This window comes from Xanthomonas sp. WHRI 7945, assembly GCF_035026585.1.
The window spans coordinates 140,198-155,057 of record NZ_JAYIQP010000001.1 but is presented as its reverse complement, the minus strand read 5'-3'; the positions used below and the strand labels follow the sequence as shown (position 1 = coordinate 155,057).

Sequence of the window (14,860 nt, the reverse complement as noted above, 5' to 3'; positions counted from 1 at the left end):
GCCGCGCAACGATTGGAAACACCCAAGCCACGATGCACACATTAGCGATGGGAGAGGCACGATGAGTTATTTCCTGGACCGGCTGCAGTTCTTCAAGCGAGCGCCAGAGCGCTTCGCCGACGGACACGGGGTCACCAAGAGCGAGAGCCGCGAGTGGGAGAACGGTTACCGCGCCCGTTGGCAGTACGACAAGATCGTGCGGTCCACCCACGGCGTGAACTGCACCGGCTCGTGCAGCTGGAAGATCTACGTCAAGAATGGGCTGGTGACCTGGGAGACGCAGCAGACTGACTACCCGCGCACGCGCCCGGACCTGCCCAACCACGAGCCGCGCGGCTGCCCGCGCGGCGCCAGCTACTCCTGGTACCTGTACAGCGCCAACCGGCTGAAGTACCCGCTGGTGCGCGGCGCGTTGCTGCGCATGTGGCGGCAGGCGCGCAAGACGCTCTCGCCCGTGGACGCGTGGGCCAGCATCGTCGAGGATCCGGCCAAGGCCATCGCGTACAAGTCGCGGCGCGGCATGGGCGGCTTCGTGCGCGTGCAGTGGGACGAGGCCAACGAGATCATCGCCGCGTCCAATCTGTACACGGTCAAGGAGTACGGCCCGGACCGGGTGATCGGCTTCTCGCCGATCCCGGCGATGTCGATGGTGTCCTATGCCGCCGGCGCGCGTTACCTGTCGCTGCTGGGCGGCGCCTGCCTGTCGTTCTACGACTGGTACTGCGACCTGCCGCCGGCCTCGCCGCAGGTCTGGGGCGAGCAGACCGACGTGCCGGAATCGGCCGATTGGTACAACAGCCGCTACATCATCGCCTGGGGTTCGAACGTGCCGCAGACGCGCACCCCGGACGCGCACTTCTTCACCGAGGCGCGCTACAACGGCACCAAGACCGTGGCAGTCACGCCCGATTACTCGGAAGTGGCCAAGCTCACCGACCACTGGCTGCACCCCAAGCAGGGCACCGACGCGGCGCTGGCGATGGCGTTCGGCCATGTGATTCTGCGCGAGTTCCACGTCGACAGCCCCTCGCAGTACTTCACCGACTATTGCCGGCAGTATTCGGACATGCCGCTGCTGGTGCGGCTGGAGCGTCGCGCGGATGGACGCCTGGTGGCGGGGCGCTACCTGCGCGCCAGCGACCTGGGCGGCCTGGGCGAGGACAACAACCCGGAATGGAAGACGCTGGCGTGGGACGAAGCCAGCGGCCGCATCGTGGTGCCGAAAGGCTCGATCGGCTTCCGCTGGGGCGAGCAGGGCAAGTGGAACATCGAACAGCAGGACAGCGCCGGCGCTGCGACCCGCTTGCGGCTGAGCCTGAAGGACGATCACGAGGCGATCGAGGCGGTCAGCTTTCCGTATTTCGGCGGCATCGAGAGTGCACCGTGGACAGCGTCCACGTTCCAGGACGTGCTCGAACGCAATGTGCCGGTGCGCCGCCTGCAAGGCGCCGACGGCACGATCGAGGTGACCACGGTGTACGACCTGCTGCTGGCGCAGTACGGCGTGGATCGCGGCTTCGGCGGCGGCAACGTGGCCACCAGCTTTGACGAGGACGTGCCCGGTACGCCGGCCTGGCAGGAACGCATCACCGGGGTGCCGCGTGCCGACGTGATCGAGATCGCGCGCGAATTCGCGCGTACCGCCGACAAGACCCGCGGGCGCAGCATGATCATCGTCGGTGCGGCGGTGAACCACTGGTACCACAACGACATGAACTATCGCGGCCTGATCAACATGCTGGTCATGTGCGGCTGCATCGGCCAGACCGGCGGCGGCTGGTCGCATTACGTCGGTCAGGAGAAGCTGCGCCCGCAGACCGGCTGGCAGCCGCTGGCGTTCGGACTGGACTGGAGTCGTCCGCCGCGGCACATGAACGGGACCTCGTTCTTCTATTTCAATTCGGACCAGTGGCGCTACGAGAAGCTGGAGGTGAAGGAAATCCTGTCGCCGCTGGCGGACCCGAGCAAGTTCACCGGCACCATCGCCGACCTCAACCTGCGCGCGATCCGCATGGGTTGGTTGCCGAGCGCGCCGCAGCTGGACCGCAATCCGTTGCAGCTGACCCGCGAGGCCGAGCGCGCCGGCGTGGCGCCGGCCGAGTACGCGCTGACGAAGCTGAAGGATGGCACGTTGGATTTCGCCTACGCCGATCCGGATTCGCCGCAGAACTTCCCGCGGGTGATGTTCATCTGGCGCTCCAACCTGCTCGGTTCCTCCGGCAAGGGCCACGAGTACATGCTCCGTCACTTCCTGGGCACCCGCCACGGCGTGCAGGGCAAGGACCTTGGCGAGGAGGGCGCGCGCAAGCCGGACGAGGTGAAGTGGCACGACGCGCCGGCCGAGGGCAAGCTCGACCTGCTGGTGACGCTGGACTTCCGCATGTGCACGACCGCGCTGTACTCGGACATCGTGCTGCCCACCGCCACCTGGTACGAGAAGGACGATCTCAATACCTCGGACATGCACCCGTTCATCCACCCGCTGTCCAAGGCGGTGGACCCGGCCTGGGAATCGCGCAGCGACTGGGACATCTTCAAGGGCGTGGCCAGGACGCTGAGCGCGATGGCGCCCGGCGTGCTGGGCGTGGAGCAGGACCTGGTGCTGGTGCCGATCCTGCACGACACCCCCAACGAACTGGCGATGCCGATGGGCGTGACCGACTGGACCAGGGGCGAGTGCGAGGCGGTGCCGGGCAGAACCATGCCGTCGATGACGGTGGTCGAGCGTGACTATCCGAACCTGTACAAGAAGTTCGCCTCGCTCGGCCCGCTGCTGGACAAGCACGGCAACGGCGGCAAGGGCATGAACTGGGATACCCGCGACGAGGTGGCCTTCCTCGGCAAGCTCAACCATACCGTGCTGGAGGACGGCGTCAGCCACGGACGTCCGGCGATCGAGTCGGCGATCGACGCCTGCGAGGTGATCCTGCACCTGGCGCCGGAAACCAATGGCCACGTCGCGGTGAAGGCATGGGAATCGCTGGGCAAGTTCACCGGCCGCGAGCACACCCATCTTGCGGTGGGCAAGGAGCACGAGGCGATCCGCTTCCGCGACATCCAGGCGCAGCCGCGCAAGATCATCTCCTCGCCGATCTGGTCGGGGCTGGAGGACGACCACGTCAGCTACAACGCCGGCTACACCAACGTCCACGAGCTGATCCCGTGGCGCACCCTGACCGGGCGCCAGCAGTTCTACCAGGATCACGAGTGGATGATCGCCTTTGGCGAAGGCTTCATGGGCTATCGCCCGCCTGTGGACACCAAGGCCGCCGCGCCGATGCTCGGGCGCAAGCCGAACGGCAACAAGGAGATCGTGCTGAACTGGATCACCCCGCACCAGAAGTGGGGCATCCACAGCACCTACAGCGACAACCTGATCATGCAGACGCTCTCGCGCGGCGGCCCGATCGTGTGGCTCAGCGAGGACGACGCGCGCAGCGCCGGCATCGTCGACAACGACTGGATCGAGCTGTTCAACGTCAACGGCGCGATCGCCGCGCGCGCGGTGGTCAGCCAACGGGTGATGTCCGGCATGGCGATGATGTACCACGCGCAGGAACGCATCATCAACACGCCCGGGTCGGAGGTCACCGGCACCCGCGGCGGCATCCACAACTCGGTCACACGAGTGGTACTCAAGCCCACCCACATGATCGGCGGCTACGCGCAGCTGTCCTACGGCTTCAACTACTACGGCACCTGTGGCACCAACCGCGACGAGTTCGTGGTGGTGCGCAAGATGGACAAGGTCGATTGGCTGGATGGCGAATCCGCGAAGGTCGCGGCAGGGGAGGTGGCGTGATGAAAGTTCGTGCGCAAATCGCGATGGTGTTGAACCTGGACAAGTGCATCGGCTGCCATACCTGCTCGATCACCTGCAAGAACGTATGGACCTCGCGCGAGGGCGTGGAATACGCCTGGTTCAACAACGTCGAAACCAAGCCCGGCGTGGGCTATCCCAAGGAATGGGAGAACCAGGACAAGTGGAACGGCGGCTGGGTGCGGACCGCCGCCGGCAAGCTGATCCCACGCGCCGGCGGACGTTTCCGGATGCTGGCGAAGATCTTCGCCAACCCCGACCTTCCGCAGATCGACGACTACTACGAGCCGTTCGAGTTCGACTACCAGCACCTGCATACCGCCCCGGACGTCAAGCACCAGCCCACCGCGCGCCCGCGCTCGCTGATCAGCGGCCAGCGCATGGAGAAGATCGAGTGGGGGCCGAACTGGGAGGAAATCCTCGGCACCGAGTTCGCCAAGCGATCCAAGGACCGCAATTTCGACAACGTACAGAAGGAGATCTACGGCGCGTTCGAGAAGACCTTCATGATGTACCTGCCGAGGCTGTGCGAACACTGCCTGAATCCTGCCTGCGTGTCGGCGTGTCCATCGGGCGCGATCTACAAGCGCGAGGAGGACGGCATCGTGCTGATCGACCAGGACAAGTGCCGCGGCTGGCGCATGTGCGTGTCGGCCTGCCCATACAAGAAGATCTACTACAACTGGAAGAGCGGCAAGTCGGAGAAGTGCATCTTCTGCTACCCACGCATCGAGATGGGCGAACCGACCGTGTGTTCGGAAACCTGCGTCGGCCGCATCCGCTACCTGGGGGTGATGCTGTACGACGCCGACCGCATCCAGAGCGCCGCCGCGGTGCCGGCCGAAAAGGATCTGTACCAGGCGCACCTGGACATCTTCCTGGACCCGGAAGACCCGCAGGTGATCGCCGCCGCACGCGCCGAGGGCATCCCGGATAGCTGGCTGCAGGCGGCCAAGGCCTCGCCGGTGTACAAACTGGCGATCGACTGGAAGCTGGCGCTGCCGCTGCATCCGGAATACCGCACGCTGCCGATGGTGTGGTACGTGCCGCCGCTGTCGCCGATCCAGTCGGCGGCCGAGCGCGGCCACATCGGCATGAACGGCGAGCTGCCGGACATCGCATCGCTGCGCATTCCGGTGCGCTATCTGGCCAACCTGCTGTCGGCCGGCGACGAGGCGCCGGTGGTGCGCGCGCTGGAGCGGTTGATGGCGATGCGCGCGTGGCGCCGCGCCAAGAACGTGGACGGCGTGGAAGACCTCGCGGTGCTGCAGCAGGCCGGACTCAGCGTGGCGCAGGCCGAGTCGATGTACCGGTACCTGGCGATCGCCAACTACGAGGACCGCTTCGTGATCCCCACCGCACATCGCGAGTACGCCAACGACGCCTTCGGCGAGCGCGGCGGTTGCGGCTTCACCTTCGGCAATGGCTGCAATGGCGACAGCGCGGCGGACCTGTTCGGCAACCGCAAGCCCACCGGCCACACGGTGCCGTCGCCCAATCGGCGCGGAACCGAGGAGGTGGTGCGATGAGCCTGCTCAAGCTGATCGGCGTGCTGATGGATTATCCGCAGGACGCTCTCTGGCAACACGGCGAGGAACTGCTGCAGGCGGCCGACGATCCGGCCTTGTCGGCGCCGCGCCGCGCCGCGCTGTGCGGCTTCGTGCAGGAGCTGCTGGCCGAGGACCCGCTCGCGGTCCAGGACCGCTGGCTGTCCATGTTCGACCGCGGCCGGGCGATGAGCCTGCTGCTGTTCGAGCACATCCACGGCGAGTCCCGCGATCGCGGCCAGGCGATGGTCGACCTGATCGAAGCCTACCGCAGCAACGGTTTCGAGCTGTCCGCGCGGGAGCTGCCGGACTACCTGCCGCTGCTGCTGGAATACTTGGACCAGCGGCCCGACGCGGAGGCGCGCGACTGGCTGGGCCATGTCGGCCATATCGTCGGCCTGCTGGCGGCGCGCGCCGCCGAGCGCGAGAGCGGCTACGCGCTGCTGTTCGAGCTGCTGCTGGAATACGCCGATGGCGAAGTGAACCTGGCGCTGCTGCGCAAACGTGCCAGCGGCGAGGCGCGCGACGACTCGCCCGAGGCGATGGACCGGTTGTGGGAAGAAGAAGCGGTGCGCTTCGGCGCGCAGGCGCCGGGCGAAGACTGCAAGCCGGTCCCGCGGCCCGTCGCAGGCATCCAGGCCATCAACGAGGTGAAGCCATGAACCACTTGCATCAGTTCGCATTCCAGATCTATCCGTACATCGCGCTGGCGGTGTTCTTCGTCGGCAGCTGGGTGCGCTTCGACAAGTCCATGTACACCTGGCGCACCGGCTCCAGCCAACTGCTGTCCGACCGCGGCATGCGCATCGGCAGCAACTGCTTCCATGTCGGCGTGCTGGCGATCCTGGGCGGACACCTGGTCGGATTGTTGACGCCACACGCGCTGTACGAGCACTTCATCACTGCTCCGCAGAAGCAATTGCTGGCGATGGTCGTTGGCGGCGTGTTCGGCGCGCTCTGCTTCGTCGGCATCGCCATCTTGCTGGTGCGCCGGCTGACCAATCCGCGCGTGCGCGCCACCGGTACCTTCGGCGATACGCTGGTACTGGTGCTGCTGTTCGCACAGTTGGTGCTGGGCATGATCAGTATCGGCTACTCGACGCAACACATGGACGGCGCAGTGATGATCCGGCTCGGCGAATGGGCGCAGCACATCGTCACTTTCCGCTGGGGCGCGGCCGACTACATCAGCGACGTTTCCTGGGTGTACAAGACCCACGTGTTTCTGGGGATGACCCTGTTCCTGATCGCCCCGTTCACCCGCCTGGTGCACGTCTGGAGCATTCCGCTGAGCTACCTGTGGCGTCCGTACCAGGTGGTGCGGCGGCGTCAGGCGCCGCTGAACTACGACAGGAGGCGCTGAACATGGCCGCCACCTTGTCCGTGCCGCGGCGCCTGCCGCTCACCGTGATCGATTCGCAGCAGCCGGTGGCGGAGGAGGCGCACGCGCACCACGACGATGCGGATGCTGGCCCGCGCACGCTGGGCGCGCCGGCGCCGTGCCTGCTGTTCGTCGGCGACACGCCGATCAGCGAGGCGGATATCGCGCAGGAGATGCAGTTCCACCGCGCGATGCGGCCGCAGGTGTCGCGCGCGGCCGCGGCGCGCGCGCTGGTGGTGCGCGAACTGCTGCGCCGCGAGTGCGAGCGCCTGGGATTGGCGGCGCAACTGCCTGCCGACGGGCGCGAATCAGCCGAGGAGGCCACGATACGCATGCTGCTCGAGGGCGAGATCGAGCAGCGGGTGCCGGACGAGCAGGCCTGCGCGCGGTACTACGCGCAGAACGCCGAGCGCTTCCGCTCGCCGGACCGGGTCAAGGCCAGACATATCCTGTTCGCGGCGCCGGCCGACGATGTGGGCGGGCGCCACGAGGCGCGCCGCCGCGGCGAGAGCCTGATTGTCGAACTGCAGCAGCGCCCGGAGTTGTTCGCCGATTTCGCCATGCGCCATTCCGACTGCCCATCGCGCGAGCAGGGCGGCGAGCTGGGCTGGCTGCAGCGCGGGCAGACCACGCCGGAGTTCGACCGCCAACTGTTCCGCCTGCGCCAGGGCCTGGCCGGGTTCCCGATGGAATCGCGCTGGGGCTATCACGTCGTCGTCGTCGACGACATCGAGCCGGGCCTGCCGCAGACCTTCGAGCAGGTGCATCGGCGGATCGCCGACTACCTCGAACTGCAGTCGCGGCAACGCGATCTGCAACGCTACCTGCAGCTGTTGCAGGAACACTACGGGGTGAGCGGCCTGGATGCCATCGAGGCGGAAGCGGAGGCCTGAGCCGGCATGGCCTCCCGCCATCCCTCCAACCGCCCAAGATGCAGGCAGGCGCGCCTGTGCCTTTCACTACGAATGCAGACCATGCGATGAACGCCGTCCTTCCCTCCGCTGCCCAGCAGCGCGCCTTGTGGCTCAGTACCTTCGCCTTCACCACGTGCTTCGCGGTATGGATGATCTTCTCGATCGTCGGCATCCAGATCAAGCAGCAACTGGGACTCAACGACACCCAGTTCGGCCTGCTCATCGCCACGCCGGTACTGAGCGGTTCGCTGATCCGGGTGAACCTGGGCGTGCTGACCGACCAGATCGGCGGCCGACGCCTGCTGACCGCGGTGATGTTGTGCGCGGCGGCGTCCACCTGGCTGCTGACCTATGCGCGCAGCTACCCGCAGTTCCTGTTGGCGGCGCTGTTCGTCGGCATCGCCGGCGGCGCGTTCTCGGTCGGCGTCGCCTACGTCTCCAAGTGGTTCCCGGCGGCGAAGCAGGGCACCGCGCTGGGCGTATTCGGCGCCGGCAACATCGGTGCGGCCGTGACCAAGCTTCTGGCGCCAATGCTGATGGTGGCGGCCGGCTGGACCACGGTGGCGAAGGTATGGGCCGTGGCGCTGGCGGTGATGGCGGTGATCTTCTACCTGTGCACCCAGGAAGATCCCTCGCAGGCCGAACGCAAGCGCTCGGGCGTCAAGCCGATGTCGTTCCGCGAGCAGATGCGGCCGCTGGCGAAGCTGCAGGTGTGGCGCTTCTCGCTCTACTACTTCTTCGTGTTCGGCGCGTTCGTGGCGTTGGCGTTGTGGTTGCCGCGCTACCTGATCGGCGCCTACGGCATGGACATCCGCCAGGCCGGCCTGGTCGCGGCCTGCTATTCGATCCCGGCGAGCCTGTTCCGCATCGCTGGCGGCCTGCTGTCGGACCGCTATGGCGCGCGCCGGGTGATGTACTGGACGCTGAGCGTATCGGTAGTGTGCACCTTCCTGCTGGCGTACCCGGATACCCGTTACGTGATCAAGGGCATCGACGGCGACATCGCCTTCCACCTGGCGGTTGGCGTGGTCCCATTCACCGTGCTGGTGTTCGTGCTCGGCTTCTTCATGTCGCTGGGCAAGGCCGCGGTGTTCAAGCACATTCCGGCCTACTACCCGCAGCACGTCGGCGCGGTCGGCGGCGTGGTCGGCATGATCGGCGGGTTGGGGGGCTTCGTGCTGCCAATCGCCTTCGGTGCGATGAACGACCTGATCGGGGTGTGGACCAGCTGTTTCATGCTGTTGTTCGTGCTGGTGAGCATCGCCCTGGCGTGGATGCACTTCGCGGTCCGGCGCATGGAGCATCGCCAGCATCCCGGCCTGCGCGCGCAGACCGACCTGCCGGAGATCGCCGAGGCCGCCGCCGCAGCGAACGCACCTCTGGCCTGAACCGCCTGCAGCGACGCCTGAGACAGGACGGCGCCCACGGTTGCGGGGCGAGCCGCTCGGTCTGCTGCGCATCCGAGACGTCGGCGCAGCCATTCGCAACACCGCTCGCCCCGGCGCACGGTCGCCACCCGATCGCGATCGTCGCGTTCGAGCGCCGACTTGATCTTGATCAGGGCCTGGCTGGCAAGTGGCCGCTAACGTGTCCGGCATGGAATGCTCCCCGTTCGCGATCGACCGGGCTGCTCTGGCACGCTACCTGCCTGCAGCACCGCACTGGCCGTTGCATCCGCCTTGCGCGCACTACGTCTGCGGCTTCGGCGATGCCGATTTCGCCAAGACGGTGCGGGTCGGCAACGACCACCTGATCCCGCGCTCGCTGACGTTGTGCTTCGGCGCTCCGCGGGGCGGGTCGCCGATCGCGCCGGGCGAGTACCTGCACTGCCTGTTGCGCGCGCTGGCGCGGAGCGCGGCGCTGTTCGACGAGGATCGCGAAGTGCTGTACATCGTGCTGGGCGAAGGCTTGCCCGAGCTGATCGGCTGCGGCGGCGTGGCGCGCTTGCTCAATGCGATCCCGCAGTCGCTGCGCACGGTCGCACGCGCGGACGTGGCCGTGCTGTTGCGGCCAGGCAATTCGGTGGCGGCGCGTTCGCTGGTGGCCGCGGGCTGTACCCGCGGGGTACTGCTCGACGACGGCACCGCGTCCGCGGCGTCGCGGCTGGCCGCGCGCGAGGCAATCGCCGGCGCCGGCTTTGCCGCCACCGGTCACGTGCTGGCCGGATACCCGGATGCCTTGCGGCTGGAGGAGGTATTGTCGTGGCGACCGGATCGGGTGGGACTGGCCTGGCTGGCGGCGGTCGGTCCCACGCTGCCGCGCCTGCTGGCCGATGCGGTGCAACGGCTCGGCGAGGCCGGCTATGCGCCTGCCGGGGCGGACACCTTCGCCGTGGCGTCCAGCCCGCCCTGGCGCCGCGGCAGCCGTGCGCAGTATTGCGACCTGACCGGAACGGTGCGCGCCGAGCGCACCGACCTGATCGGCATCGGTGCGGGGGCGGAGAGCCAGCTGGGCGAGGTGTTCTGCCAGGCGATCGGCGATCCGGCGCGCTGGTGCGCGGCCGTCGCCGCCGGGCGGCTGGGCATCGAGCGCGGGCTGGTGCAGTCGCAGGACGAGGCCATGCGCGCGGAGATCATGCAGTCGCTGGCCTGCGACTACCGGCTGGATGCGCGGGCGACGCAACGCACCGATGCCATGCCGTTCCACGACGAATTCGCGCTGGCGCTGGCGCGGCTGCGACCGCTGGAGGAGCAGGGGCTGGTCAGCTGGAACGACCAGGTGCTGTCGCTGTCATTCACCGGCGCGCTGCTATGGCGTATCGTTGCCGCATGTTTTCAGCATCCAGCGTCGGCTCCCTAGCCGGTAACCCGTCGCCGCATTGCGGCAGCCCCGTTCGCGTGTCCAGGTGCGGCCGATGACGTCGTCCGCTCCCCCGCTCAATCCGGCCGCGTCGAGCGATGGCGACGAGCTGCGCTTCTGCTCGACCTGCGCGTTCTCCGATGCCTGCATCTCGCAGGGCTACGACAAGTCGATGCTTTCCGAACTGCATGTGCTGGTGGATCATGTCGGCCCGTTCCATGCCGGCGACTACATCTTCCGCACCGGCGAGGAATTCCGCGCCATCGCCGCGGTCCGGGCCGGCATGGTCAAGACCTTCGTCAACGACAGCAACGGCAACGAGCAGGTACTGGGCTTCAGCCTGCCGGGCGAAGTGATCGGGCTCAACGCGATCCATTCCTCGCGCTTTCCCTGCAACGCTGTGGCGCTGGACACGGTGCTGCTGTGCCAGTTCTCCTTTCCCAAGATGACCCTGCTGGCCTCGCGCATGCCCGGCCTGCAGGCCAAGCTGTTCAGCCTGCTCAGCGCGGAGATCGGCAAGGCGTCGATGCTGGCCGCCGACTACCGCACCGAAGAGCGCATGGCCGCATTCCTGCTCGACCTGTCGCGGCGCTACGCGCAGCGGGGCTTCTCGGCCACGCGTTTCAACCTGACCATGGCGCGCACCGAGATCGCCAACTACCTGCGCATGGCGCCGGAAACGGTCAGCCGCGTGCTGCGCCGGCTCGGCGACGACGGCATCATCGCGATCAAGCAGCGCGAAGTGGTGTTGCGCGATCCGGCGCGGCTGGAGGCGTTCGCATCCGGCGGGGGGAGCCCGTAGCCGGATGCTCCTAGATCGCGTCGCTCGCGGCGCGGCCAGCGACACGTGCCGCATGCGCTGTCCTGTGCGCTCCTGCAATGCACGAATGTGAGCCCCGGTCCGCTTGACTGCGGTCAAGGCGGTGCCGCGTACCGCGGCCTACAGTGTCGGTGTCCCGGATGCGACCGCAGTTGCGCGGCGCGACGGTGCATGCACGAGAGACCGCCATGTCCATCCATTCCGAAACGCCGCTGACGGCGGAACGTATCGCACTGATGCAGGCCGCGTTGCGAACCACCGATCCTGGCGCCGAACTCAGCATCGATCGGGCCAGCGGCCAGCTCGACATCGTGACCTCGCTGCCGGCGCACGAGGTGCTGGCGGTGCTCGGCAGCTTCGGCGCGAAGCCCGAACTGGTCGCCGATGGCGATGCGCCAGCGGACGGTGGCGGCTGCTGCGGGTGCTGTGGCGGATGAACGCGCGGCGGCACGCTGCATCCGCGCGCGCCACCGCCACGTCGGTTGCGTCACCACCTAGGCACACGAGCGCACTCCACCCGCCGGTACCGCGCCGGCTGCCGATCTGTCCCAACCGCAACGGCAGCGCCATGCGGCAATGCCTGATCTGCGATGTCGGCGCGCTCTGCCTGGCGCGTGGTCACGAGCAGCGTGTGCACGACATGCACCTGCACGTCGTGCACAGCGGCCCGTACCCGGCGGGCGCGTGCCTGTTCCACGAAGGCGATCCGATGTTGGCGTTGCTGGTGGTGCGCAGCGGCACGGTCAAGCTGGTCGTCGGCGCGCCGTCGAGCGAGGAACAGATCCTCGGTTTCGCGATGCCCGGAGACGTGATCGGGCTGGACGCCATCCACGCCGAACGCCACGGCTGCAGCGCGCGCGTGCTCGAGGCCACATCGCTGTGCCGCCTGCCGCTGGCCACGGTCACGCGGTTGACCGAGACCGTTCCCGGCCTGCAGCGCAACCTGTTGGACCTGCTCAGCCGCCGCCTCGATCGGAGTACCCGCCTGCTGATCGGGCGCTACGAGGCAGACCAGCGCCTGGCCGCCTTCCTCATGCTGCTGTCGCAGCATGCGCAACGGCGCGGGCTGTCCGCGCAGCGGCTGCACCTGGGAATGCCGCGCACGGACATCGCCAACTACCTGCGGCTCACTCCGGAAACCGTGAGCCGCACATTCCGGCGCTTGCAGTTGCGGCGGCTGATCGAGGTGAGCAGGCGCGAGCTGCAACTGCTCGACCTGGCGGCGTTGCATCAGATGGGTGGCGCACTGCTGCCGGCCTGACGCGCCATAGTGTGCCATGGAGCGCCGGTTGGCCTTTGGCGACGTGGGATTTGCGAAGCATGCCAGTGGCGCGTCCCGCCCGCGATGGTGCGCTCAGCCGCCCTTGCCGTCGGGGCGCGGACTCAGGTAGATGCGGCCGATCCGGGCTACCCAGGGAGCCAGCGCCAGCAGCCAGCCGACGGCGGCCGCCACCTGCCAGCGCAACGGGTCCGGTGTCAGTTCGGCGACGACCCGCATCGTGGCCACACCCTGGATCGCGGCGAACGCGAACCAGGCCACCGGCGGCATCGTCAGCGGGCGGCCGGAATGGCCCTGCGTCACCCGCGTCACCATCGCCACCAGCAGGCTGCCGAACAGGCCGATGGACAAGGCGTGGATCGGCCCACGGCCCAGCAACAACTGCCCGGTGAGCAGACAGCCCACGCTCTGGACCACGTATAGCGCGTAGGTGACCGGCAACCAGGCCATGCCGATGAACAGCGCGGCCAGCAGACCGGGCATGCAGCCGCGCGGCCACCAGCGCCATAGCGCGTACGCGGCGAGCGCGAGCGCAGGCGCGTCGGCCAGCCATAGCCAGGCGTCGGCGCCGGCCAGGGCCAGCGCCAGGTGCGCGAGCAGCGTTGCCCACATCGCAGCCAGCCACCACAGTGGGCGCCACGCCACGTAACCCGGCACCGCGTTGCCGGCGAAGAACGGGAACATGCGATGGGCGACGCTCAGGTACAGCGGCAGCAGCAGGCCGAAGCTGCCCAACGCGATGTTGGCGGCCATCAGCCTGCTCTCGCCGGCGGCCACGCCCGCGAACGCCAGCAGGCCCAGCCAGCCCAGCAGCAACGCCGCGTAGCACGAGTATGCGTGCCAGGTGCGGCCGCGCTCGGCCTTCAGCAGCCCGCCCAGCACGACCAGCGCACCGCTCCAGCCGGCGATGGCCAGCGCCAGTCCCAACCACAGGCCCGGCGCCCAGCCCAGCATCGCCAGCAGCAGCGCCGCCTGTCCGCCGAACAGCCCGGCGCCGATCGGCACATAGTGTCGGCGCGGCAGTTCCGGCAGTCCCATCCAGCGCGGGAACACGGTCAGCAGGAAGCCGAAAACGAAACTGGGCAGCACCAGGTACTGCATCGCCAATGCATGCAGCCAACCGGCCGGCAACGGCGGTTGCGGCAGCGCCCAGCCGCCGTGCAGGCCGGCCAGCCATAGGGCCCACCAAGCCATCAGCAGCAACAGGTTGCCTGCGCCGACGAAGAACAGCAGTCGATGCGGCGCGCGCGCCAGCATGGCCGGAGAAGGATGCTCATGGGACGCGGGTAGGTTAGGCATGGCCGCTAGTTTCCGGTCGCGACCCGTGCGTGTCCTTGACCTTGGTCAGGCGCCGCCGCGATACCTGGCGGCGTCCGGTAGGAGGCGCTCGCGACTGCGTCGTTAGTGAGTCAAATTGCGAGTCAAAGTGGTGGGCCGTCCTGATGAATTTTTAATTCTTACAATGGCTTGTAGGGTTAATTCGGTTGCTGGTGGGCCACCAACAAGCGGTCCCACGGACGCCTGGTTACGGTGCTGCACGATCTCCTGCCGAGCCTGCCAGCCGATCACGCAAATCTGCTTGGCGGCCGGGGCGCACGAAGAACACTGGAGCAGACGTGAGGGCTGCGTTTGACGTGGCCCGACTTCGTTGCGCGGCTCTGTCTCAGCCTTCCAGCGCCAGCGGCACCACGCGCTGCAGCAGAGCTTCGACCAGGGCCGGGTCGAAGTCCGGTTCGCGCGCAGCCATCAGGGCCAGGCCGTCGGAAAAGCACTGGATCATGGCCGCGGCCAGTTCCAGTTGGTCCGCAGCACGGCTTCGTCCTTGCTTGGCGTCGCGCTGCTGCAGCCAGCCCACGACCATCTGGCGCATGTCTCGGCCGTTGCGCTGCAGGTCGCGCGCGACGTGGACATCGCGCATGCCCAGCGCGGTGATCTCGCTCTGCAGGCCGACATGGAACGCGCTGACCTTGCGGCTGCGCCACAGTTCGAAGGCCGATTGCAGCGTGTCGGCCAGGTCGTCCGCGGCCTGGATCCGCGCCAGGCCCTGGCGACTTTCCTCCAGGTGCTGCTCGATCAACGCCAATACGATCGCGCGTTTGTTCTGGAAGTAGTGGTAGGGCAGGCCGGTACTCAGGCCCGCGCGCGCTGCGATCTTGGCCATCGACGCGGCCTCGAAACCGTCTTCGATGAAGCACTCGCGCGCGGCGTCGAGGATGCGCTGGCGCTTCTGCCTGGCGTAGTCGTTTTCCGAAGCGGCGTCGCTGCTGGCGAATGAAGGCATGGATTCGCTCGCACGTGGG

The 14,860-nt window shown here is 67.7% G+C and carries 12 protein-coding genes; 10 read left to right on the top strand and 2 right to left on the bottom strand.

Annotation, left to right across the window (positions count from 1 at the left end):
* Positions 1–61 precede the first annotated feature (61 nt).
* The 10 genes from VDQ83_RS00545 (at position 62) to VDQ83_RS00500 (ending at position 12,542) form a co-directional block, all read left to right on the top strand.
* Positions 62–3,802 (top strand): nitrate reductase subunit alpha, encoded by a 3,741-nt coding sequence (locus tag VDQ83_RS00545; protein WP_191825150.1) that lies wholly within the window; start codon positions 62–64, stop codon positions 3,800–3,802.
* A complete protein-coding gene (gene narH, locus VDQ83_RS00540) occupies positions 3,802–5,349 on the top strand; it encodes a nitrate reductase subunit beta (protein ID WP_191825151.1) in 1,548 nt (515 codons plus the stop codon). The genes VDQ83_RS00545 and narH overlap by 1 nt, the downstream gene beginning before the upstream one ends.
* Complete coding sequence (gene narJ / locus VDQ83_RS00535) at positions 5,346–6,029, top strand: nitrate reductase molybdenum cofactor assembly chaperone (RefSeq protein ID WP_191825152.1); 684 nt, start codon at positions 5,346–5,348, stop codon at positions 6,027–6,029. Before narH ends, narJ begins: the two co-directional genes overlap by 4 nt.
* Positions 6,026–6,730, top strand: coding sequence for a respiratory nitrate reductase subunit gamma (narI, locus tag VDQ83_RS00530; RefSeq protein ID WP_191825153.1), 705 nt, complete (start codon positions 6,026–6,028; stop codon positions 6,728–6,730). Before narJ ends, narI begins: the two co-directional genes overlap by 4 nt.
* A 2-nt stretch (positions 6,731–6,732) precedes the next feature.
* A complete protein-coding gene (locus tag VDQ83_RS00525) occupies positions 6,733–7,641 on the top strand; it encodes a peptidylprolyl isomerase (protein WP_191825154.1) in 909 nt (302 codons plus the stop codon).
* A gap of 86 nt (positions 7,642–7,727) precedes the next feature.
* A complete protein-coding gene (locus tag VDQ83_RS00520; RefSeq protein WP_191825155.1) occupies positions 7,728–9,050 on the top strand; it encodes an MFS transporter in 1,323 nt (440 codons plus the stop codon).
* 208 nt (positions 9,051–9,258) lie between these two features.
* Positions 9,259–10,461 carry a coproporphyrinogen III oxidase gene (locus VDQ83_RS00515; protein ID WP_191825156.1) on the top strand — a complete coding sequence of 401 codons (1,203 nt, stop codon included), beginning with the start codon at positions 9,259–9,261 and terminating at the stop codon, positions 10,459–10,461.
* A gap of 55 nt (positions 10,462–10,516) precedes the next feature.
* Positions 10,517–11,263, top strand: a complete 747-nt coding sequence (locus VDQ83_RS00510; RefSeq protein WP_191825157.1) for a helix-turn-helix domain-containing protein — start codon at positions 10,517–10,519, stop codon at positions 11,261–11,263.
* 206 nt (positions 11,264–11,469) lie between these two features.
* Positions 11,470–11,718, top strand: coding sequence for a hypothetical protein (locus VDQ83_RS00505; protein WP_191825158.1), 249 nt, complete (start codon positions 11,470–11,472; stop codon positions 11,716–11,718).
* Positions 11,715–12,542 (top strand): cyclic nucleotide-binding domain-containing protein, encoded by an 828-nt coding sequence (locus tag VDQ83_RS00500; protein WP_225209861.1) that lies wholly within the window; start codon positions 11,715–11,717, stop codon positions 12,540–12,542. The genes VDQ83_RS00505 and VDQ83_RS00500 overlap by 4 nt, the downstream gene beginning before the upstream one ends.
* Before the next feature lie 93 nt (positions 12,543–12,635).
* Here the strand turns inward: VDQ83_RS00500 and VDQ83_RS00495 are convergent, their stop codons facing one another.
* Positions 12,636–13,859: an NnrS family protein gene (locus VDQ83_RS00495; protein WP_191825160.1), complete on the bottom strand. Its 1,224-nt coding sequence runs from the start codon at positions 13,857–13,859 to the stop codon at positions 12,636–12,638.
* Positions 13,860–14,223: 364 nt separating this feature from the next.
* Complete coding sequence (locus VDQ83_RS00490; RefSeq protein ID WP_263395923.1) at positions 14,224–14,841, bottom strand: TetR/AcrR family transcriptional regulator; 618 nt, start codon at positions 14,839–14,841, stop codon at positions 14,224–14,226.
* Positions 14,842–14,860: the final 19 nt, after the last annotated feature.

Bases quoted from the DNA above. Each gene is read 5' to 3' on its own strand.
- VDQ83_RS00500 (WP_225209861.1), top strand. From the start codon at position 11,715: ATGAACGCGCGGCGGCACGCTGCATCCGCGCGCGCCACCGCCACGTCG.
- narH (WP_191825151.1), top strand. From the start codon at position 3,802: ATGAAAGTTCGTGCGCAAATCGCGATGGTGTTGAACCTGGACAAGTGC.
- narJ (WP_191825152.1), top strand. From the start codon at position 5,346: ATGAGCCTGCTCAAGCTGATCGGCGTGCTGATGGATTATCCGCAGGAC.
- narI (WP_191825153.1), top strand. From the start codon at position 6,026: ATGAACCACTTGCATCAGTTCGCATTCCAGATCTATCCGTACATCGCG.
- VDQ83_RS00490 (WP_263395923.1), bottom strand. From the start codon at position 14,841: ATGCCTTCATTCGCCAGCAGCGACGCCGCTTCGGAAAACGACTACGCC.
- VDQ83_RS00495 (WP_191825160.1), bottom strand. From the start codon at position 13,859: ATGCCTAACCTACCCGCGTCCCATGAGCATCCTTCTCCGGCCATGCTG.
- VDQ83_RS00525 (WP_191825154.1), top strand. From the start codon at position 6,733: ATGGCCGCCACCTTGTCCGTGCCGCGGCGCCTGCCGCTCACCGTGATC.
- VDQ83_RS00510 (WP_191825157.1), top strand. From the start codon at position 10,517: ATGACGTCGTCCGCTCCCCCGCTCAATCCGGCCGCGTCGAGCGATGGC.
- VDQ83_RS00505 (WP_191825158.1), top strand. From the start codon at position 11,470: ATGTCCATCCATTCCGAAACGCCGCTGACGGCGGAACGTATCGCACTG.
- VDQ83_RS00545 (WP_191825150.1), top strand. From the start codon at position 62: ATGAGTTATTTCCTGGACCGGCTGCAGTTCTTCAAGCGAGCGCCAGAG.
- VDQ83_RS00515 (WP_191825156.1), top strand. From the start codon at position 9,259: ATGGAATGCTCCCCGTTCGCGATCGACCGGGCTGCTCTGGCACGCTAC.
- VDQ83_RS00520 (WP_191825155.1), top strand. From the start codon at position 7,728: ATGAACGCCGTCCTTCCCTCCGCTGCCCAGCAGCGCGCCTTGTGGCTC.